General features: G+C 64.3%; 20 protein-coding genes. 11 read left to right on the top strand and 9 right to left on the bottom strand.

Annotated features, from left to right (window positions below; translation table 11 throughout):
- Positions 1–63: 63 nt before the first annotated feature.
- Positions 64–945, top strand: a complete 882-nt coding sequence (locus tag CBI38_RS26455; protein WP_109333569.1) for an SDR family NAD(P)-dependent oxidoreductase — start codon at positions 64–66, stop codon at positions 943–945.
- A gap of 5 nt (positions 946–950) precedes the next feature.
- On the top strand, positions 951–1,178 hold the full coding sequence (locus CBI38_RS26450; RefSeq protein ID WP_109333567.1) for a ferredoxin: 228 nt from the start codon (positions 951–953) through the stop codon (positions 1,176–1,178).
- Between the two features lie 281 nt (positions 1,179–1,459).
- Here the strand turns inward: CBI38_RS26450 and CBI38_RS26445 are convergent, their stop codons facing one another.
- A complete protein-coding gene (locus tag CBI38_RS26445; RefSeq protein WP_109333565.1) occupies positions 1,460–2,629 on the bottom strand; it encodes an aromatic ring-hydroxylating oxygenase subunit alpha in 1,170 nt (389 codons plus the stop codon).
- Between the two features lie 170 nt (positions 2,630–2,799).
- On the opposite strand from CBI38_RS26445, the gene CBI38_RS26440 reads away from it, so the two are divergent.
- The 3 genes from CBI38_RS26440 to CBI38_RS26430 all read left to right on the top strand — a co-directional run bounded on the left by CBI38_RS26440 (position 2,800) and on the right by CBI38_RS26430 (position 6,308).
- Positions 2,800–3,786 carry a GNAT family N-acetyltransferase gene (locus CBI38_RS26440; RefSeq protein ID WP_109333563.1) on the top strand — a complete coding sequence of 329 codons (987 nt, stop codon included), beginning with the start codon at positions 2,800–2,802 and terminating at the stop codon, positions 3,784–3,786.
- Between the two features lie 178 nt (positions 3,787–3,964).
- Positions 3,965–4,789 carry a mycofactocin-coupled SDR family oxidoreductase gene (locus CBI38_RS26435; protein ID WP_109333561.1) on the top strand — a complete coding sequence of 275 codons (825 nt, stop codon included), beginning with the start codon at positions 3,965–3,967 and terminating at the stop codon, positions 4,787–4,789.
- A gap of 19 nt (positions 4,790–4,808) precedes the next feature.
- Positions 4,809–6,308, top strand: a complete 1,500-nt coding sequence (locus CBI38_RS26430) for an aldehyde dehydrogenase (protein ID WP_109333559.1) — start codon at positions 4,809–4,811, stop codon at positions 6,306–6,308.
- A 100-nt stretch (positions 6,309–6,408) separates the two neighbouring features.
- Here CBI38_RS26430 and CBI38_RS26425 read toward each other — a convergent pair whose 3' ends face one another.
- The 3 genes from CBI38_RS26425 to CBI38_RS26415 all read right to left on the bottom strand — a co-directional run bounded on the left by CBI38_RS26425 (position 6,409) and on the right by CBI38_RS26415 (position 8,847).
- Entirely contained in the window at positions 6,409–7,080 is a 672-nt protein-coding gene (locus CBI38_RS26425) for a TetR family transcriptional regulator (RefSeq protein WP_109333557.1), read from the bottom strand.
- A gap of 85 nt (positions 7,081–7,165) precedes the next feature.
- Positions 7,166–8,029: an alpha/beta fold hydrolase gene (locus tag CBI38_RS26420; RefSeq protein ID WP_109333555.1), complete on the bottom strand. Its 864-nt coding sequence runs from the start codon at positions 8,027–8,029 to the stop codon at positions 7,166–7,168.
- A gap of 26 nt (positions 8,030–8,055) precedes the next feature.
- Entirely contained in the window at positions 8,056–8,847 is a 792-nt protein-coding gene (locus CBI38_RS26415; protein WP_109333553.1) for an SDR family NAD(P)-dependent oxidoreductase, read from the bottom strand.
- A gap of 109 nt (positions 8,848–8,956) precedes the next feature.
- Here CBI38_RS26415 and CBI38_RS26410 point away from each other — a divergent pair, with 109 nt between their 5' ends.
- From CBI38_RS26410 to CBI38_RS26385, 6 genes are all read left to right on the top strand, one after another.
- A complete protein-coding gene (locus CBI38_RS26410; RefSeq protein WP_109333552.1) occupies positions 8,957–9,919 on the top strand; it encodes a PDR/VanB family oxidoreductase in 963 nt (320 codons plus the stop codon).
- Between the two features lie 24 nt (positions 9,920–9,943).
- Entirely contained in the window at positions 9,944–11,383 is a 1,440-nt protein-coding gene (locus CBI38_RS26405) for an MFS transporter (RefSeq protein WP_230989976.1), read from the top strand.
- A gap of 186 nt (positions 11,384–11,569) precedes the next feature.
- Entirely contained in the window at positions 11,570–13,087 is a 1,518-nt protein-coding gene (locus CBI38_RS26400; RefSeq protein ID WP_109333550.1) for a class I adenylate-forming enzyme family protein, read from the top strand.
- 34 nt (positions 13,088–13,121) lie between these two features.
- Entirely contained in the window at positions 13,122–13,964 is an 843-nt protein-coding gene (locus tag CBI38_RS26395; protein WP_109333548.1) for an enoyl-CoA hydratase-related protein, read from the top strand.
- A gap of 177 nt (positions 13,965–14,141) precedes the next feature.
- Complete coding sequence (locus tag CBI38_RS26390) at positions 14,142–14,507, top strand: ArsR/SmtB family transcription factor (protein ID WP_109333546.1); 366 nt, start codon at positions 14,142–14,144, stop codon at positions 14,505–14,507.
- A gap of 8 nt (positions 14,508–14,515) precedes the next feature.
- A complete protein-coding gene (locus tag CBI38_RS26385; protein ID WP_162603288.1) occupies positions 14,516–15,712 on the top strand; it encodes a CaiB/BaiF CoA transferase family protein in 1,197 nt (398 codons plus the stop codon).
- A gap of 429 nt (positions 15,713–16,141) precedes the next feature.
- Here CBI38_RS26385 and CBI38_RS38550 read toward each other — a convergent pair whose 3' ends face one another.
- From CBI38_RS38550 to CBI38_RS26360, 5 genes are all read right to left on the bottom strand, one after another.
- Entirely contained in the window at positions 16,142–16,360 is a 219-nt protein-coding gene (locus tag CBI38_RS38550) for an RGCVC family protein (RefSeq protein ID WP_230989975.1), read from the bottom strand.
- 268 nt (positions 16,361–16,628) lie between these two features.
- Positions 16,629–17,024 (bottom strand): DUF5313 family protein, encoded by a 396-nt coding sequence (locus tag CBI38_RS26375; RefSeq protein ID WP_109333540.1) that lies wholly within the window; start codon positions 17,022–17,024, stop codon positions 16,629–16,631.
- Positions 17,021–17,491, bottom strand: coding sequence for a MarR family winged helix-turn-helix transcriptional regulator (locus CBI38_RS26370; protein WP_109333539.1), 471 nt, complete (start codon positions 17,489–17,491; stop codon positions 17,021–17,023). The genes CBI38_RS26375 and CBI38_RS26370 overlap by 4 nt, the downstream gene beginning before the upstream one ends.
- A gap of 111 nt (positions 17,492–17,602) precedes the next feature.
- Entirely contained in the window at positions 17,603–18,028 is a 426-nt protein-coding gene (locus tag CBI38_RS26365) for a hypothetical protein (RefSeq protein ID WP_109335379.1), read from the bottom strand.
- Between the two features lie 357 nt (positions 18,029–18,385).
- Entirely contained in the window at positions 18,386–19,450 is a 1,065-nt protein-coding gene (locus CBI38_RS26360) for a class I SAM-dependent methyltransferase (protein ID WP_109333537.1), read from the bottom strand.
- Between the last annotated feature and the right edge of the window lie 13 nt (positions 19,451–19,463).

The raw sequence follows: 19,463 nt of genomic DNA, 5'->3' as shown, positions 1-19,463 counted from the left end.
TGTTGTCCCGCTGTCCTATGACAGCTTCCATTCATCCGACACATTCCGAACGCAGGAGACTTCATGAAACTCGAAGGTAAGGTCGCGCTGATCACCGGTGCCGGTTCCGGGCTGGGACGCGAGGCGTCGCAGTTGTTCGCCGCGGAGGGCGCGAAGGTCGCCGTGGTCGATATCGATCCGGAGCGCGCCAAGGGCACGGTCGAGCTGGTCGAAAAGCAGGGTGGTTCGGCGATCGCGGTCACCGCGGATGTGCGAGTCGAGCAGCAGGTGATCGAGGCCGTGGCGGCCACCGTGGCCGCGTTCGGCAAGCTCGACATTGCATGGGCCAACGCAGGCGTCATCTCGCGTGGTGGTGTGCCGTCCGTCGCCGGTGGCGAGCAGGTCGAGTTCCAGGATCTGACGGACGCGGATTGGCAGGACGTCATCGGGGTCAACCTCTCTGGCGTGTTCTACACCGCGAAGGCTGCGGTGCCGGCGCTGCGGGCCAACGGTGGTGGTGTCATCCTTGCGACGTCGTCGGCGGCGTCGTTCGTGGCGTATCACAGCATCGCGGCGTACTCCGCGACGAAAGCCGGTGTGAACGGTATGGTTCGGGCCCTGAGTCTGGATCTCGGCAAATATGGAATCCGCGTCAACGCGATCGCGCCGACACACGGAATGTCGCCGAACTTCCTCGCCCCGGCCGGTACGCCCGTCGTCGGTCAGTCCTATGAGGAAGTGGCAGGTCCGTGGGAGCCGAGCGTGTCGCCGATTCCCCTCAAACTCAATCGTCCGCCGTCACTGAAGGACAATGCTCGAGCAGCACTTTTCCTGGTCTCGGACGAGTCCGCGTACATCTCGGGTGTCACACTGCCGACGACCGATGGCGGCACGTTGTCTCGCGTGGCCATGATGTTCCCCGAAGACGGGAACAACCCTGCGCCGATGGTCACCGGCGAAGAGTAACGATCATGACTGCCCACGACACGAAAACGGAATACGGTACGCGCCGCCTCGTCGTGGATCGGTCGGTGTGCGCGGGACACGGTTTGTGTTACAGCCGTTCCCCCGAGGTCGTCGACTGTGACGATTCCGGGTATCCGGTGATCCTTCAGGACGCACTCGTGCTCGACGAGCACATCGCAGCGGCCGAGGAGGCCGTCGCGGTGTGCCCCGAACGAGCATTGACTCTCGAATAGTCCTGTCGGAACGTATCTGCTACGAAGGCGGACGGCATGTCCGACAGGTCCTCGCTATCTTCCGTGCCATCCGAACGGCGCGTCGATCGCTCACGAACCACGTGGACGCGCGACGCGCCGTTCGTCTTTCAGAATCGGTGCGTGGCAGTGTGCTTCTGCCGCTCCCGTTCACTCCGGAACTCTGAGTCGAGATGAGAAAGGGGACCCGATTGTGATCGGGTCCCCTTCGTGAAGTGAGCGGAAGCCAGCGTCCGTAGTTCCGCGACTGTGAAGCCCAGGTATCAGCTCTCGTTGACGAGTTTCTGGATTGCGCGGCGGAAGACCTGGTTGGCGACTTCGTTCCGGCCGAGGAGCATGTTGCCGGCGTTTGCGCTGTCCATGGCAACCTGTGAATCTCGCAAGATCGGGAAGTCCTCGTTGTGGAGCACTGCTACCAGGATCTCGACGTTCTTGTCCCAGATCCGGTTCCAGCGTTCTTCCGTCAAGCCGCTCTCTTCGAGCGTAGGCGCGACCAGACGAATCTCCATGTGGCAGCGCTGCGGATCACTGCGGTGAGGGCGGAAGGTGAGCAGCTGGAAATGGTCGGGCTGTTTGAGCAACGTACTGTTGGGCCCCACCAGGTGGCTTTCCGTGATGTGCTCGGCGAGACTGCGATCGCCGGGGTCCTCCTCGATCCATCGGTCGATGGTCTTGCGGAGATTGAGGAACCGGCAATGGTTTCCGAAATCCTCGAAGGCCATGACATTCGTGTGGATGTGCTTCGCGGCGGTGTTGGGGTGCGCGTACTGAATGTGGTACCCGTCGAGGAACGCGTCCTGCATCAACTTCCAGTTGATGGGCTCGTCGAAGCGTTGAACCCGAGTGGTCACCATCTTGTCCATGCCGTAGGACCCCATGATCGAGTCCATCTCGGGCCCGAGCCAGTCGGCGACATCGATGGTTGCGTCGGCGTCGTCGACCACCCAGACGAAGCCGTGCCGCTCTTCGGTGGGTAGTTGGACGAGGTTGCGTTCGGAGCGGTCGGCATCACCGAACGTGTTGTCGCGGGTGATGGTGCGCAGGCTGCCGTCGGTATCGTAGGACCAGCGGTGGTACGGGCAGGAGAACAGGCGGCAGCGGCCTTTCTCCTCCTTCTCGACCATGGCCCCGCGATGACGGCACTGGTTCACGAGGGTTTTGACGCTGCCATCGCGCTGGCGGACGATGATGACGTTGTTTCGCGGTAACTGCAGGGTGACGAAATCCCCTGCGCGGGGGATCTCGGAGCCGTGGATGATGATCGACGGAACCCGGCCGAATACACGCTCACGTTCGATCTTGGCGATGTCCGGATCGGTGAACTCGACGGGTTCGAACCACGTGACGTGCTCGAACTCGTCGGTGGTGTCGTTGCGCAGATGGTCGAGCGCGCGACGGATGCGTTCCTCGCGGGGGATTCCGACCTCTGTCATGGCTGCCCTCCAGGCTGTGGTGCGATGGCGAATCGATGATCCTAAATCTAACTTATGTAGATTTAGCTGTAAACCCCGGGCTGCGTCCCCGGGTAGGTTTCGACCATTGCGATCCAATACCGATTGGCATTAGATTTATGGGGACGAACCGGCAGATGAGGAGCGAACGAATGATCTCGTATCAGTGGTGTTCGGAACTGGATTCCGGCGATCGGGACGAGGTGCTGGCACTTGTCGCGGCGGCCGCCGAATACGACGACGAGGCGGGCTTCTCCTCGATCAATCCCGGCGATGTGGCCTCGACGAGCCGTGACGGTGTGCGGGTCTACCACCTGCCGATCGCGGCGCGCAGAGATTTGAGTGCCCGCGACGATGCTCCGCTCGTGGTCGTGGCGTACCTGCATCTGCAGGTCGACGACGGGGGGCTGGGTACCGCGCAGTTCGTGGTTCACCCCGACTATCGGTCGCGAGGTATCGCAACGATGCTCGTCGAGGAGGTCGGTCTGGACACGACCGTGGACGGTGGTTGGGCAGGCACTGGCGCTGTGGCCCTGCGCTGCTGGGCGTACGGCACTCACCCCGCGTCCGAGCGTCTCACGCGCCGGTTCGGCGTCGCACCGGTCAGCAGGTTGTGGACGCTGTTCCGTCACCTGTCGGGGCCGTTCGCGAGCCCGCTCGACGATGTCTCGGTGCCCGACGGCATCACGCTCGCCGAAGCTCGCCCACTCGAAGATCCGACGGCGTCGAAGTCGATCGAGGAAGTGTTGGATGCGGCCGCGCTGGTGCCGGCGCAGCGTGAACGCCTCACCGACGACATTCGTCTCGGGGCCGGCAGCGTGGTCATTGCAACAGATTCTTCGGGCGCACCTCTCGGATTCGTCTGGCTCGACTCGACGGTGTCCACGCACCTCGAACTGGAAGCCGCGTCGGTCCGGGCGCTCGTGCTCACCGAGGCCGCGAGGCGGGAAGGCCTGGGCACCACGCTGCTCGTGGTGGCGCTCGGGGCGCTGCGCGACGCGGGAGCGCAGATCGCCCTGATTCGTATCGACCCGGACGATGCAGGCGCGGTGCGTATGTGCCGGCTGTTGTCGTTCGAGCAGGAGGAAGAACACTCGTGTTACCAGGTCGGGGAGTGGGCCGACGTGCCCAGCTTTTGAATGGTTGTCGGTGATACGAAAAACGATTCTTGTTCGGTGTTGACCTAATGGTTGTAGGCAACTACGGTCTGTGTTGTGGCTCACAGATGGTGTGCCGACTTCATTTCGATCATCCGATCACCCCGCACGTTGCCTGTGTGCACCACCAGGCGGAACCTACACTCGGAGAGGACTATCCATGGGACGGCTCGATGGCAAGGTCGCATTCATCACCGGCGCGGCGCGCGGTCAGGGCAGGTCGCATGCCGTCCGGCTCGCCGAGGAAGGTGCGTCCATCATCGCGATGGACATCTGCGACCAGATTCCGACCGTGTTCTACCCGATGGCGACCTCCGACGATCTCGCAGAGACCGAACGCCTGGTCAAGGAGGCCGGAGGCGCCATCGTTGCGTTCGTTGGCGACGTCCGGAACCTCGAAGACGTCCAAGCTGCGTACGACGCGGGAATCGCACAGTTCGGCAAGGTCGACATCGTGCTGCCGAACGCCGGCATCATGCCCGTCATCGGACCGGGTGAGCAGCGGCAGGCGTGGCACGACGCGATCGACACCATGCTCACCGGTGTGTGGCACGTGCTCGACGTGACCGTGCCGAATCTCGTCGAGCGGGGTGAGGGTGGCTCGATCATCATCACCAGTTCGGCCGCCGGCCTGACAAGCATCGGCCTCAACACCCTGCCGGGCCAAGCCGGGTACAGCGCGGCCAAGCACGGTGTCGTCGGCCTCATGCGGCTGTATGCGAAACAACTCGCTCCCCACAGCATTCGGGTCAATACCGTGCATCCCACAGGTGTGAACACTCCGATGGTCGCGAACGCCGAATACGGGGAGTTCGTCAATTCCCACCCAGAGGTCGCCGCCGACGAGTCGTACAAGAACCCGATGCCCGTCGAGCTGATCGAGGCCGTCGACATCAGCAACGCGATCGTGTACCTCGCTTCCGACGAGGCCCGCTACGTCACCGGTGTCACATTCCCCGTCGATGCCGGCTACAACATCCGTTGAAAGCGAAGGAGCTTCACTGATGACCACCACCGAAACCGCAACCGGTAGGGCGACCCCGTCGATCGCCGATCGCGACCAAATTTTCATCGGCGGCCGTTGGGTCGACTCGACCGGTGACGAATGGGTCGATGTCGTCGACTCGTTCACCGAAGAGAAGGTCGCACGCGTCCGCACCGCCACCGTCGAAGACGTCACCAAAGCGGTTGCCGCTGCCCGTGAGTCGTTCGACAGGGGTGAATGGGCGTCGCGCACCATGGCCGAGCGCGCCGACGTTCTCGATGCCATCGCGGACCGTCTCGAGCAGCGCGTGGACGAACTGACACCGATCGGCGTGATCGAGGTCGGGGTACCGGTCAGCGTCAGCCGCCCGACCCAGCAGATGACCGGCGGCCTGTTCCGGGCCGTTGCCACGGTAGCCCGCGAGTTCGAGGTCAGCGAAGAGCGATGCCGTGCCGACGGCGGCATCTCACGCATCGTCAAGGAACCGACGGGCGTGGTCGCCGCGATCATCCCCTGGAACGGGCCGATCGGCACGATCGCGTTCAAGCTCGCGCCGGCGCTCGCCGCGGGCTGCTCGGTCGTTCTCAAGACCGCACCCGAGGCGCCGATCTCGCCGTCGATTTTCGCTGACATCATTGCCGAGCTGGTCGCGGAAGGTCGCATCCCCGAGGGTGTAGTGAGTGTGCTGTGTGCCGACCGCGAGGTGTCGGAGTCGCTCGTGACCAACCCGGACGTCGACCACGTCACGTTCACCGGCAGCACCGCAGCGGGCCGGCGCATCATGTCGCTTGCCGGCGAGCGCATCGCACGCGTGTCGCTCGAACTCGGTGGCAAGTCCGCGGCGATCATCCTCGACGACGCAGACATCAACCACGTGCTGCAGACCCTGCCCATGGGTGGCTGCATGCAATCCGGTCAGGCCTGCATAGCGCTGACCCGCGTGCTCGTCTCACGCAAGCGTCACGACGAGGTGGTAGAGGCACTGAAAGCCGCATACGGATCTTTGCCGATGGGCAACCCGTGGGAGCCGACAAACTTCCTCGGCCCGCTCGCCTCCAAGCGTCAGCAGGACCGCGTGCTCGGCTACATCGACATCGCGAAGGAAGACGGCGCGAAGGTTGTGCTCGGTGGTGGCCGCCCCGAAGGCCTCGATACGGGTTTCTTCGTCGCAGCCACCCTGATCGACGACGTGCAGCCGGATTCACGAATCGCGCAGGAAGAGGTCTTCGGTCCGGTCATCTCGGTGATCACCTACGAGGACGAGGAAGACGCAATCGCGATCGCCAACAACTCGGTGTACGGCCTGTCGGGCGCCGTCTATACCGAGGATCTCGACCACGGTTTCGAGGTCGCGCGGCGCATCCGTACCGGCACCATCAGCGTCAATACCGCGACGATGGACTTCACCCTGCCATTCGGTGGTTACAAGCAGTCGGGCGTCGGACGTGAGGGCGGCATCGAAGGTCTCGAAGAGTTCTTCGAGATCAAGACCGTCCACCTGCCCGCTCCTACCCAGTAGGTCTGCACGACCGAGTAGGTCTGCAAACGCGGTGCCCCACGGATTCGATCCGTGGGGCACCGGTGCGCCGAGGGCCGTTCCGGAGGAAGGGCGGACTCGGTCAGTTGGCCGAAATCTTGACGTTGTCGGAGGGCGCGGCGTCCGTGATCGCGACGTTCTCGTTGCGCACCACGCCGTGCAAGAAGCTGCGAATCATTTCCTCGAACAACTGCCGGGAGGTCATCTCGTTAGCGGCGAGAGCCTTGGACAGCAGGGGCTGCGACTCCGGGTCGACGTTGGGGAAGATCGTGGACTTCGTGCTCGGTTTGCGCATCGCCTCGGTAAGCACCGCACCGAGCGTCAGGCGCTCCATGCCGTCGAGAATCTGGACGTGCAGGTGCGCGGGCACTCCGGACTCCTCGAGAAACCGGGCGGTGTCCTCGTAGGTGCCGATCAGCAGGTCACGGGGCAGATATTGCAGCAGGATCGGCGCGGCGTTGCGGTGTTTGAGGATCGACCGGCGAAGGTTCATGCTCAGCGTCACGAAGAATTCGGGCCAGTCCGGGCCGGGCTTGCGTCGCGGTAGGTTTCCGGCGCCGGCGATCTGTCGTGCGACCGCGGCGAGGATCGCCGACTTGTCGGAGAAGTGATGGTAGAGCGAGGGAGCACGCACTCCGATGTGTTTCGCCAGGCGTGGCAGGCTGAACGCATCGAGTCCCTCGGAGTCGATGATCTCGATGGACGCTGCCACGGCGGCTGCGCGACTGATCAGAGGTTTCGACGGTCGGGCCATGTCTCGCTTTCGGTTCGAGCAGTACGCCGGGCCTGGTCGGCGCGGCAGATGGTCAGAATGGTATATGTTCCAGTCGCTCAGGTGGTCATGCGGTGAGAACCGCCTCGTCGAGGAACTCCACCAAGCCTCGACTCAGGACGTCGTTGTCGTCGCCGCCCACCATGTGCCCAGCGCCGCCCACGTCTATATAGCGGGACCCGGGAATCAGCTCCAGCAGTTCGCGCGCTCCTTCCGGACTGACCACATCGGACTGTGCGCCACGAATGAGCAACGTCGGAATCCTGATCGCCCGCGCTGCGGCGCGAGCACGACTTTCGCGTTCGGCCGCCGCGGCCGCCGAATTCGTCCTGTCCGACAGCATCCGCGGATCCCAATGCCAGTACCAACGACCCTCGTGTTCACGCAGGTTCTTGCGCAAACCCTCCACCCGCGGCGCGCGAGTGCGGTGCGGGTTGTATTCGATCACTGCTCCCAGCGCGTCGTCGAGGCTGTCGAAGCCGGACAACCCGGCTTGCATGAAGTCGGTGATCTTGGCGAGACCCGCCGGTTCGGCCTTCGGGGTGATATCTACCAGGACCAGCGCCCGGGCAAGACCTGGTTCGTCGCCCGATGCCACGAGTGAGGCCATGCCGCCCATGGACGCACCGACGAGCACCGGGGGTTCACCGAGGTCGCTGACGACTGTGCGGATGTCGCGGGCGTGCGCGTCGGGGCTGTAGTCGCCGTCGGGCGACCATTGGCTGTCGCCGTGGCCACGTGCGTCGATGCAATACGCGCGCCATCTCTGCTGGGCCAGGCGTATTCCGGTGCGCTGCCACGAGTGTCTGGTCTGCCCGCCGCCATGGAGCAGCAGGACGGTGCCTTTCGGTTCCGACCGGGGTTCCCACAGGTCGGCGACCAGGGAAACGCCGTCGCCGCGGAGGGTGGTCACCGTGGTGGAGTACGTCATGGTTGCATGGTCCTTCGTCGTCGGAATCAGTGTCCGGAGGTGCCGCCGTCGACGGCGAGCGTCGAGCCGGTGATGTAGCCGGAGGCGCGACTGGCGAGGAACACCACGGCTCCGTCTATCTCGCGCTGCGTCGCGGTGCGGCCGAGCGAACTGCCGCGCAGGAACTCGTCGAGCGTATCCGACGACATTTCGGAAATCAGGTCGGTCTCCACGAATCCCGGCGCGATCGCATTGACGCGGATGCCCTTTCGCTTCGACCACTGATGCGACAGGTCGCGGGTCAGGCCGATAATTCCCGCTTTACTGGCCGCGTACGCAGCCTGCGGGAGTGCCGATTTGATGAGGCCGAGCATGCTCGCGACATTGACGATGGCCGAGCCCGGGCCCATCACGCGTCCACACGCTTGCGCTACCCAATAGCTGCCCATCAGGTTCACGTCGAGGACTGCGCGGAAGTCCTCAGGGCGCTCGCGTGTCGCAGGCGCGGAGCTGGTGACCCCGGCGTTGTTGATCAGGATGTCGAGGCGGCCGAACTCGGCGACAGCGGCCTGGGCGAGCGCGTCGCACTGCTCGGGGTCGGTGACGTCGGTGGGGACGACCAGGCAGCGGCGACCGATGGCCTCTACTGTCACCGCGACGGCGTCGAGGTTCTCGCGCCGGCGTGCGGCTATCACTACGTCGGCGCCGGCCTCGGCGAGAGCGCGGGCGAATCCGGCGCCCAAGCCACTGCCGGCACCGGTGACGACAGCGACGGATCCATCCAGTCTGAACAGGTCGAGGACCGTCTCACTCCGGTCCGTCGATGAGTGTGGGGTCATGGCGATCTCCTGTGCGCGTCGTGGGTGCCGGTGTGGCCGGGCTTGCGCCTCGTAAACCTAACTGCTTAAGATTATAGGGCACGCGAAGTCTATGGGAACGAGAGCGCCGATGACCCGAAGCACCAACACCGAACAGCGCAAAATGCGAGTGATCGGCAAAGACGTGCTTGCTCACGGTGTCATGGCAGTACGGCTCGCGGATCCCGATGGCGGCGCTGTCCCGACCTGGGAGCCCGGAGCGCATATCGACGTCGTCATCGACAGGTCGACCGTGCGGCAATATTCCCTGTGTGGCGACGCATCGGACACCACCTCCTTGGCGATCGCGGTGCTCCGCGAAGGGGACGGCCGAGGGGGGTCGCGCTGGGTGCACGACTCGCTGCAAGTCGGAGACTTGGTCGCGATCGCAGGCCCGCGCAACAATTTCACTCTCGAACCCGCGCAGTCCTACCTCTTCGTCGCCGGCGGTATCGGCATTACGCCCCTGTTGCCGATGCTCCGTTCGGCCGAAGCCGCCGGCGCCGACTGGCGCCTGCTGTACGGCGGCCGAGCACGCACCAGCATGGCTTTTGCCGACGGGCTGGTCGCTCGGTACCCCGGGCGAATCGAGCTGCGACCCCAGGACGAGTACGGTTTCCTCGACCTTCCGGCTGCCCTCGACGCCGTACCCGACGGTACCGCGGTGTACTGCTGCGGACCGGAGCCGCTTTTGCAGGCGATCGAGAACGAATTCCTCACGCATCCCAACCTGAGGCTGTACGTCGAGCGGTTCGCTGCCAAGGAGCGGCCGGCCGATGCGGTCGACGGATCGTTCGAGGTCGAACTGCGGCGCGCGGGCAGCACCATCACGGTCGACGCGAACGAAAGCGTGCTCGACGCCGTACTCCGGTCCGGTGTCGACGCCCCCTTCTCGTGCCGCGAGGGTACGTGCGGGACTTGCGAAACTCCCGTCCTGGAAGGAGTTCCCGAGCACCGGGACTCTATCCTCACCGAAGACGAACAGGCCGAGAACGACTGCATGATGATCTGTGTATCACGAAGCTGCACAGCCAAACTCGTGCTCGATCTCTGACCGGCACCGCAGCGAGGATTTGCCGTGACCCAGGCACCCGATACGGCCCATCGCGCCGCCCACGAGACGGCAGGTCGATCGGCGGTGCTGGTTCCGGCGCTCTGCTTCGTCGTGATGATCACGTCGATGATGCAGACCGCCGTGGTACCGCTCCTGCCGGCAATCGCGGTGCAGCTCGACATGGGCACGGACGCTGTCGGTTGGACAGTGACAGCGAATCTCCTTGCGGCCGCGGTATGTACACCACTGTTGGGTCACCTCGCCGATCGACATGGTCCGCGGAAGGTGATGCTCGCCGTGCTGGGCACGGTACTGATCGGTTCGGTGCTGTGTGTCGCGTGGACGGGCTTGCCGGCACTGGTCGCCGGTCGAATTCTGCAGGGCGTGTCGTATGCGTTGTTCCCCGTCGGTGTCGCGGTAGTGCGGGGCGCGCTGGGGCCGCGCCGTGTCCCGATGGCGCTCGGCGTCATGTCCGGGGCGTTGAGTGTCGGCGGCGGTGCGGGAATGATCGCGGCCGGATTGCTGTACACCGAAGGGTCCGACTATCGACGTGTCTTCTGGATGCTGTTGATACTTACGGCGATAGCAATGGTCGTCGGGTGGTGCGTTATTCCGCATACCCCGGGGTCGGGAGCGCGCGACGGGTTCGACTTCTGGGGTGTGGTCGGGCTCGCGATCGGCCTGCCGGGGCTGCTGTTGGCGCTGGCGCAAGGTGGGACGTGGGGATGGCTGTCGGTGTGGACACTCGGTTGCGCCGTCACCGGCGCGCTCGTGCTTGCCGCCTGGTACCGGCACGAACGGAGGACTACTGCACCGCTGGTTGCTCCTGCGCTTCTGACGGCGCGGTTGGTGGCCCCGGCGCATATCGCCGCCTTCCTGGTGGGTGTAGCGATGTTCGTGCAGTTCCTGGCCATCGCGACGTTCGTGCAGATCTCCCGAGAAGAAGCGGGATACGGCTTCGATGCGTCGGTGCTCGAGACCAGTCTGGTGTACCTGCTACCCGGACAGATTGCCGGTACGGCTGCGGCGGCCGTCAGTGGGCTCGTAACCCGACGGTTCCCAGCCCACCGGGTGCTGACCGCGGCATGTGCCGTCGGGGTATGCGGATTCGTGATGCTGATACTTGCTCATGACTACACGTGGCAATTGATCACGGCGGTTGCGGTGATCAATGTCTTTGTCATAGTCGCCTACGGTGCATTGCCGTCGATGCTCATCGGCAGCGTTCCTCCGGGAAACACGGGGGCGGTGAACGGGATCAACGCGATCGCCCGGACATTCGGCAGCTCACTGGCCAGTGCCTTGGTTGCGGTGTTGCTCGCGACGATCACGATCCCGGGCACCTCGACGCCCACAGAACAGGCGTACGTCGTGGTGTTCGCGGTCGGGGGAGTGGCCGCGTTCGCAGCGGGCTTCGTTGCCGTCACAGCGCGCGCCGTTTTGCAAAATACAAGACTTGATTGACGTCTCAATTTGGACCATATAGCGTGGGTCGCACGGCGTACGAGCCAGGTTCTCCTGGTCATATTCGCACTGAAAACATCTGTCGGCAAGAGCGATTCGGACCGCGCCCTGTGTCAGGCACCCCGTGCCCGGTAGGCCCCGCTAGAACGACATCGCACATGTGCGACTCACGAAAGGTAAGGACGAATGGCTGCCACCGTCGGCTCGGCATTGCATTGGTGGGCGAAGACCAGGGGAGAGCAGGACGCGCTCGTCGTGGCGGGTGAATCTCTCACATACCGCGAACTGCAGGACTGGTCCAGTCGTATCGCCCGGAAGATCGTGGACCTCGAAATCCAGCCGGGTCAACGAGTCGGCGTGCTGGGCCCGAATTCGCTGACATGGCCGGTGATCGCACTGGGCGTCCTCAAGGCCGGCGGTGTACTGATCCCGCTCAACCCACGGTTCAAGCCGGCGGAGCTCCGCAAGGTTGTCGACGACGCCGGCGCCGTCCTGGTCGTCACGCCGAGCGAGTTCGCGCCGACGGTCGACGCGGCGCGTGAATTGGGTTCCGCCTTCGACACGCTCTCGTTCGACGAGCTCGCGCCGCTACGCGCGGGAGGACAGGACGACTTCCGCATCGATCTCGAACCGGACGAACCGACCGCCCTCCTCTTCACGAGTGGCTCCACCGGGATGTCCAAGGGTGTGATCTGCACGAACCGGACGCTGCTCAATATCGTCTTCGAGGCGTCACTCACCGAAGAAGGCTTCCGGCCCGGGTCCACGTCGCTGCTCGTGTTGCCCTTGGTGTTCACCCCCGGCCTGGTCTGGGGGCTGGTCATGACAACGGTGCTCGGCGGAAAGCTGATCATCGAGAAGGAGTTCGATCCGGGCCGCGCGGCCAAACTTCTCGGTGAACACGATGTCCAGGCCATCTTCGGTGTGCCGTTGATCTTCGAGGCGATCTCGCGTTCACCCGAGTTCGCGGACGCCGACCTGTCGTCGCTGCGCACCGCGATCGTCGGCGGCGCCGCGGTCGCTCCGGCACTGTTGCAGCGCTGGGCGGACAAGGGCGTCGCACTGAGACAGATCTATGGCATGACCGAGGCCGGCGGTGTCGCCACCGCCACCCTCGTCGCCGAAGCCTTCGACCACCCCGACACGTGTGGATCCGGCTCGATCTTCACCGAAGTGAAGGTGGTCCGTCCGGACGGCACCGATGCCGCGCCCGGTGAAGAGGGCGAGATACTCCTGCGCGGTCCGGGCGTCACCCCTGGCTACTGGAACGACGCCGAGTCGACGGCGGCAGCCTTGCAGAACAGCTGGCTGCACAGCGGCGACCTCGGCACTCTCGACGACGAAGGACGCGTCAAGTTCGTCGACCGGCTCAAAGACCTCATCATCACCGGCGGAATCAATATCTCGCCGGTCGAGATCGAGCGGGTCATCGCCGAGATTCCCGGTGTCGAGGAAGTCGCTGTCATCGCGGCCGCTGACGAACGCTTCGGCGAAACCCCGGCGGCGATCGTCACGGTGAAGGATGGCGTCGATGCAGCGGCAATCATCGAACACTGCGACCGGCTCGTGGCCGACTACAAGGTTCCGCGCTACGTGGTGATCCGGGACGAGCCGCTGCCGCGGCTCCCCAGTGGCAAGCTCTCGAAGACGGCGATCCGGTCCGAATACCGGGACGTGGCTGAACGATTCGACAAGGTCCGCTGAACCGAACCGGCGGGGAACAAAGGAAGGAGTCATCGTGCCTGAGACCGGTACCGACGATGCAGTGATACTCGAGCGGCACGGGGAGATCGCGGTTGTGCGATTGAACCGTCCCGATCAGCTCAATGCGTTCACCAACGCGATGTGCTATCGCCTCATCGACATCTTCGACGAGACCGACGCAGACGACGAGATCCGTGCGGTGGTGATCACCGGAACGGGACGAGCCTTCTGTGCGGGTGCCGATCTCGCAGCCGGCGGCGACACCTTCGTCCTCGGTGACGACCCGGAGACCGGAGGCGCACCGGCCGACACGGGCGGGCAGGTCTCGCTGAGAATTTACCGTTCCCTCAAGCCCGTCATCGCCGCGATCAACGGACCGGCCGCGGGTGTCGGCGTCACCATGACCCTGCCGGCCGACATCCGCATCGCTTCGGAAACCGCGAAGTTCGGGTTCGTGTTCACCCGTCGCGGACTTGTCCCCGAGGCCTGCTCGACCTGGTTCCTTCCGCGGGCCGTCGGCATCTCGACGGCCGTCGAGTGGGCGGTGGGCGGCAAGATGGTCTCGGCAGTCGAAGCGCTCGAACGTGGACTCGTCCGTGAACTCGTCCCCGCCGATCAGGTGCTGGATCGGGCCCTCGACATCGCGCGGGAATTCGTCTCCGGCACCTCACCGGTGTCGGTAGCTCTCACTCGACAGCTGATGTGGAGGATGCTGGGTGCGTCCGACCCTGAGGTAGCGCACCGGGCCGAATCGATCGGCATCTACGTCCGCGGCACCTCGGACGACGTGCGTGAAGGTGTCGACGCGTTCCTCGAAAAGCGCGAGCCGAAGTTCCCCAACCGGATCACGGACGGGTTGCCGGACCTGTTCGAATAGTGCGTCGACAGCCGAGGGTCAGCCCAGGGCCTGACGGACTCGTGGGGCGACTACGGTGCCGACGAGCTCGATCTGCGCAGCAGGTCGGCCGGCGGCATGGACCTCATCGCACGGACACTTAACGATCGCCTATGTATGCGCACATGGGCGCGGTCAGGCCGTTTGTAGACTGGCCGAGTGGCTACCACTCCTGCGCTGAATCCCGAGGACGTTCAGCGCGCCGCGGCGGCGCTGCACAGCCCCGACATCGAGGGATGGGCCAACCGCTTCGAATTGTTGTCGGACGGCAACCGCCTCCGGTTGCTGCTGTGCCTGCACCACGCGCCGGGTATCTGTGTCGGCGACCTCGCGGCAGCGCTCGAGATGAGCGGTACCGCCGTCTCGCACGCACTGCGACTGCTGCGCCACCAGGGCTGGGTCTCGGCCACACGCGACGGCCGCTCGATGCGCTATCGGCTTTCGGACGACACCGTGCACCAGTTGCTGCACGCGATCGGGGCCACGCACTATCACGACCACCCGGAATCGAAATCGGAACGGTGAAGTCCCACATGGAGAACGACCCCGGAACCCTTCCACTCGACGGAATCACCGTCGTTGCTCTCGAGCAAGCTGTGGCGGCCCCCCTCGCCACCCGTCATCTGGCGGACATGGGCGCGCGGGTGATCAAGGTGGAGCGCGTCGGGGAGGGCGACTTCGCACGCAACTACGACGACGCCGTCTTCGGCGAGGCCTCACACTTCGTCTGGTTGAACCGAGGGAAGGAATCGTTCTGTGTCGACCTCAAATCCGAGGTGGGACGGGATGCTGTCCTGCGGTTGATCGCGAGTGCCGACGTGTTCGTGCAGAACCTGGCGCCCGATGCGGCGAGCAGACTCGGTTTCGGGACCGAGGCGTTGCGCGCGGAACACACCGCGCTGATCGTGGCGAACATGTCGGGCTACGGGACAGCGGGACCGAGGCGTGAACGCAAGGCGTACGACATGCTGGTGCAGGCCGAAACCGGCATGATTTCCGTGACCGGAACCCCCGAGACGGCCACCAAGACCGGAGTGCCCGTGTCCGATATCGCGGCGGGAATGTATGCGCTGACGTCCATCCTGAGTGCGCTGTTCCGACGTGAACGAACGGGGGCGGGCGCGCAGATCGACGTGTCGATGTTCGACGCGACCGCGGAGTGGCTGGGCCATCCGATGTATATGAAGATGTACGCCGACCGGCAGATCCCTCGTGTCGGCCTCGGGCACGCCGCCATCGTTCCGTACGACGCGTACCCCACCCTCGACGGCAACATTCTGATCGGGGTCCAGAACGATCGGGGGTGGCGGCAGTTGGTCACCGAGGTCTTCGCGCGACCCGAACTCGCCGACCATCCCCGCTATGCGACGAACATGCTGCGGGTCCAGCATCGCGAAGAGGTGGATGCCCTCGTCGCCGAGGAGACGAGGAAGTTCACCTGCGCGGCCCTCGATCAGGCACTGGCGGATGCCGGGATTCCGGCAGCGGAGCTGAACGATATGGGCGGATTGATCGACCATCCGCAGCTGAAGGAACGTGACCGCTGGCGTCAGGTCGGCAGCGAGGTGGGACAGATCAGCGCAGTGCTGCCACCGATGACTTTCGCCGACGTGGAGATGCGGATGGGTGACATTCCGGCTCTCGGCGAGCACACCGATCAGGTCCTCGGCGAGCTGGGGTGCTCGGCTGCGGACATCGCAGCGATGCGGAAGGCCGGCGTCGTCGGCTGACGTTGGATCCGTTCGCGGCTGTGTCAGTCGACACAGGAACCGCATCTCCAATCAGCCATGCGTGCGAGTGAGGTCGAGGTCGGGTACCTGCAAACGATGCGAGTGTCGTCGTAGTGGTTGCGCAAGCCGGACGTTGCCCCTGGCGCGGCAGCAGCGGGTGCACGGGTAGGCGATCATCCGAGAACTAGCTCCGGAGCCCGACATTTCGCGGTGACTCGTGCCAGACACTGAGCTGTGAACGGGGGAGACCGTAACCGGATCGCGATCGACGCGCTCGGCCTGCCTCCTGTGGCGGCGGTCGCACAGTCCCACGGCCAACATCGCGACACGGCTCGCTCTCATTGCCGTCATTGTCCTGTTCTGACAGAGGGCCGGTTGCCCGCACGGCCCGGTACAGCCAGCGAAGCGCCCGTGGGGTGAACCTCTCGTTCAGTACCGGGAGTAGTGCTGTCCTTTCGCCTGTTCGCCAGCACAGATGCACTTTCGGTCGAGGTTTCGGTCCGAGGTCACGGCGCAAAACCGAACACCGAGCGCATCGTGCGATTCCGGGCTATGTGGACATGCCGTGCAAGACAGCGTCGTTTCCAGTGCCCGTGCGGGGCTCGGTGACTCGGAAACTGCTAGAGCATCAATCGGGTTCGACGCCATGGCGGCGCTCCAGTTCTCGGCCCTTGGACTCAGGGCCGGTTTGGGCGCCGAGGACGACATGGCTTGACCGCGCATATTCGATGGGCCCTCGACACCTATGAGGTTACACTTCCCCGCCGCCCTTTCGGCTCCGCGGAACTAGCCTCACACAGCAGAAGTGACAGCGAACGGACCGAACCGCGGCGAGGCGTCGACGGTTCACAACGTCCCGACGACCCATTTCGGCCCTCGGCGGTCTACCGCAATTGCACCCGAACGATCTTGGCTCTCACGCACGGGGATGCGCCCGGGAGTACGCGGCCCGTTCGGCGTCGTGTCGGCGTCTGGCTTTCGGGTTTTCCAAGTCGGGCGGAAGTCCGTGCTTTTCGAGGCGGCGTGATCGGTTCTGCGCCATATAGGCGACGCTGTAGAAGAGGGCGAGAAACACCCCGAGCAGCACCATGGAACCGCGTAACCACACGGGCCCGGGGAAGAGGAAGAAGGCCGCGAACACCGGAATGAACGGCACCATGCTGCGGACGAGGTGTCGCGGCACCGCCCAGTCACCGATCAGATCGTTCCGAACCCAGTCCTGCATGGAGTCGGGCAATCTGCGTCCGAACGCGTAGCCGAGCCATTGAAAGGGCGTCGGCCGGCTCCGGGCACTGCGGCTTCGATTGGTCACTTGTCCACTCCTCCGAGCGCGCCTGCCTTGACGGCCGCGGCGTTGATGCGGGTCAGCACTCTGTGCAATTCCATCAATTCGGACAGTTCCACTCCGAGTGCTTCGACTACGGCGGGTGGCACTTTTTCGGCCTGTGCGCGCAACGCCCTGCCCGCGTCGGTCAACTCGACGACGAGCTGGCGTTCGTCATCCGCGCTGCGGGTACGGGTGAGAAGCCCGGACGATTCGAGTCGTTTGAGCAGCGGCGACAGCGTAGGGGAATCGAGTTGCAGGGCGCTGCCGATCTCCTTGACCGACATGGGGGAGGTACCCCACAGGGCCAGCATCACCAGGTACTGCGGATGCGTGAGTCCCAACGGTTCGAGGATCGGCCGATAGACGCCCAGGACTGCGCGATTGGCCACCGCCAGCGCGAAGCACACCTGCCTGTCGAGTGCGAGGGGATCATCGGCAACGTTCGTGGTCACCAACTCAGCGTAGCTGATAGTTCGTGCACTAACCAATCGTGCACTAACTAAAGGTGAGATGAAACACCGCAGCCCGGCCTGTGTAGGGCCGGGCTGCGGTTCGCTCTTCGCTCAGGGTGTGGCGAAGAACTGCTCCACCGCGGGCTGCGCGTTCGGATTTCCCACACCGACACCGATCACGGCTCCTGCAATCGTGCCGACGACGGCGCCGATGATGCATCCGGCGATGAAGTTGGGGAAGATCGAGACGCACCCGATTGCCATGCCCACATTGGAACCGATGGCCATGCCCTGCAGGCCCGCATTGTTCCAACCGGTGTTGATCTCGCTGGTCATGTTGTCGAAGGCGGCCTGTTTGGCGTCATTTTCCGGAAAGAACTGTTCAGCCACCTGGCTACTGCCTTCGGCGGTCGGGGTCATCAAGGGCTGGCTCCAGTCGATTCCCTGCGTGCCGGGATCGGCGTAGGCCGTGCCGGCGCCGACTGCCATCGCGGCGACGACGAAAATGGACAATGCCAGAGTTCTGAGAAGTTTCATGAGATTTCCCACCATGTCGTAGGTCGAACACGGACTCCACCTGAGTACCGAACATTGTTGTGAGTGGACCATATTCGCTGGAAGTACCGAACGGCTACATGCATATGTGGGTGCGCGGTGATGCTCCCCGGTGAGTCACCTACTCCATAGCCCTCCCGAATTCATCTCTCGGCCTGGGGAGGCGAAGGGGGCAGGGCGCGCGAAGTGGCTACGAGGAGCGTGTCCAACCCTGTGCAATCCTGCAGTGTCATGGTGCTTCCCATGCCTAGTAGCTTGCTGAACATCTTCCCCCTTCGGGTATCCCACTTTTCGGAGTTTGCCCAAAATTCGTTACATACGCCTCACTGGCACGAGGTGTCACACGGTCAGCCGGTAGAAACGCCAGAACCCGAAGTCTTCGATGGGAAGGATGTCCATCGAGCCGAAACCGGCAGCCTCGGCGTACTTTCGCAAGGTGCTCGGACGCATGACCGTTCCGGTGGCGGCACTCGGACTGGAACTCATTCCGTCCGGCAGGCACACGGTCAGACTGAATCCGTACATCAACCGCTCGATGTCGCTTCCCGGCGCCGAGAACTCATCGTCCACCGCCTCGTCCATGACGATCATGACCCCGCCGGGTGCCAGAGCCTTGCGTACCGCAGTCAATACGGCGACAGGTGCAGGCATGTCGTGAATGCACTCGAAGGCGAATGCAGCGGTATAGGCGCCCTCCGGAATGCCCGCTGCATCCGACTCGGTGATTGTGATCCGGTCGGCAACATCCCCTTGATCGCGGACGTTGTGTTTCGCGAGTTCGACCGTGGCGCCGTCGATGTCGTAGCCATCCAGCCGGGCATCGGGATAGGCGCGCGCCAGGGCGATCGTGGACCACGCGCCCCCACATCCGACATCGGCGATGGCGGCACCGGGGGTACGCAGAAGTGCGTCGACCTCGGGTACCGACGCGAGCGCTCCCGGCAGAACCTGCTCGTACCACGGCCGATTCATATCCGCCTGCGATTCCCTCGCATCGACACCGTACTGTGCCCATCCCACACCGCCTCCCGTGCGATACGCCTCGATCAGCGCGGGCATCTGGGTGGTGGCGGCAACGAAAATCCGGGCCAGCGGCGCCAGGTAGGCCAGGCTTTTCTCATCGGTGAACACTTCGGCCGCACCGGGCTCCAACGTGAATTTCCGGGGGCTGCCGCCGTCTGCGGTGAGCAGCCCTGTCACCGCCTGTTGTTCGAGCCACTCCTGTGCGTACCGCGGATGGGTCGAGGTGCGTTCGGCCAGTTCGTCCGCTGTTGCGGGGCCCTGATCTGCGAGACTTCGATACCAGCCGAGTCGATCTCCCAGATGGATGGAGAGAATGTCGATTGCGCCGAGGGAGGCGTCGAAGACGCGTTGCGCCACTGCGTCGGCTCCGGGTGTGGGCATCGCTGACCTCCGG

This window comes from Rhodococcus oxybenzonivorans (assembly GCF_003130705.1).
GTDB lineage: Bacteria > Actinomycetota > Actinomycetes > Mycobacteriales > Mycobacteriaceae > Rhodococcus_F > Rhodococcus_F oxybenzonivorans.
The sequence above is the reverse complement of the archived record's forward strand: the minus strand, read 5'-3'. Positions and strand labels throughout refer to the sequence as shown.